This is a genomic window from Vibrio sp. Vb1755, from assembly GCF_033338635.1.
GTDB classification, from domain to species: domain Bacteria; phylum Pseudomonadota; class Gammaproteobacteria; order Enterobacterales; family Vibrionaceae; genus Vibrio; species Vibrio alginolyticus.
This window is the reverse complement of the sequence record NZ_JAWOTA010000369.1, coordinates 1-1,029: the sequence shown is the minus strand read 5'-3', so window position 1 is coordinate 1,029 and position 1,029 is coordinate 1. Positions and strand designations below refer to the sequence as shown.

Here is a 1,029-nt window from a genome sequence, read left to right as displayed (position 1 = left end):
ACTATTCAAAAGGTAATACACTCTTTATTTACCTCTTTGCGACGGTTGGGGTGGTAGCGTCAGTCATTGCTACCAGCACGTTTTTCATCTTCAAAAGAAAGGTGGCAACACGCTTTAGCCACTTTGCAGAAGGCATTAACGAAATCGCCTCCCAATATCAGCTTGAAGGTTTGCAGTCCGTAAAGTTCGATGAGTTAGAACTCGCGACAAAGCTTGTGCAAAAGCTCTCTGAAAACACGTCTATGACTCAGTTACAGCTGAAAGACTCCATGGAGAAATTCGGCGCACTTTACCACAGCTCATCGTTAGGCATGCTGATCGTTATTGAACGTGAAATCGTCGACGCCAACCATCGAGCGCTTGAACTACTGAGTTATAAAAAGTCCGACCTTCTTGAGCAGTCATTAGACACGCTCTGCCCTACGACTGCGGATGAGTGTCGTGTTGATGCAATGTATCGAGAGCTTCAACATGGCCGCAATCAGTTTGAAGCACAGATGCTAGACAGCCACGGCGAAACCATCGATTGTTTAATAGAAGCAACACTGATTCAGCACAACGGGCACACCGCCTTGATGCTGCTGTTGCAAGATTTGAGTGAAAACAAACAACAAGCTGAGATGATTCAAAAACTGACCGATTTTGATCCTGTGTCTGGCTTTTGTAATCGCCCAGTGATCTTAGGTGCACTTGAAGAGTTGGTGAAACACCAGCCGAATCACTTCTCGTTCATCTACATAACAAGTAAGAGCCTCAAGCAAATCGCTGAAGTGTACGGACACCTGATCTTTGATGAGGCGATCCAGTACATCTCGACTTTGTTGCGCGACCATTTGGGCACTCACCAAATTGGTCGGATTAGTGAGCATGAGTTCATCGTCATTCTTCCCAACGCAAGCGGTCACAGCGACGCGTTGGAAGCGGCAAACCGACTGTTAAATCAGCTCTCTTACAAAATCGAACTCTCTGGGATTATGTTGTCGCTCGACAGCAAAGCCGTGATGGTTGACCCTAAAATCACCCACCAGT

The 1,029-nt window shown here is 46.5% G+C and carries 1 protein-coding gene; it reads left to right on the top strand.

Translation table 11 applies throughout. The features are described 5' to 3' along the window. The coding region (locus R7E00_RS25195) for a diguanylate cyclase domain-containing protein (RefSeq protein WP_318124936.1) at positions 1 to 1,029 on the top strand (1,029 nt) is incomplete at both ends.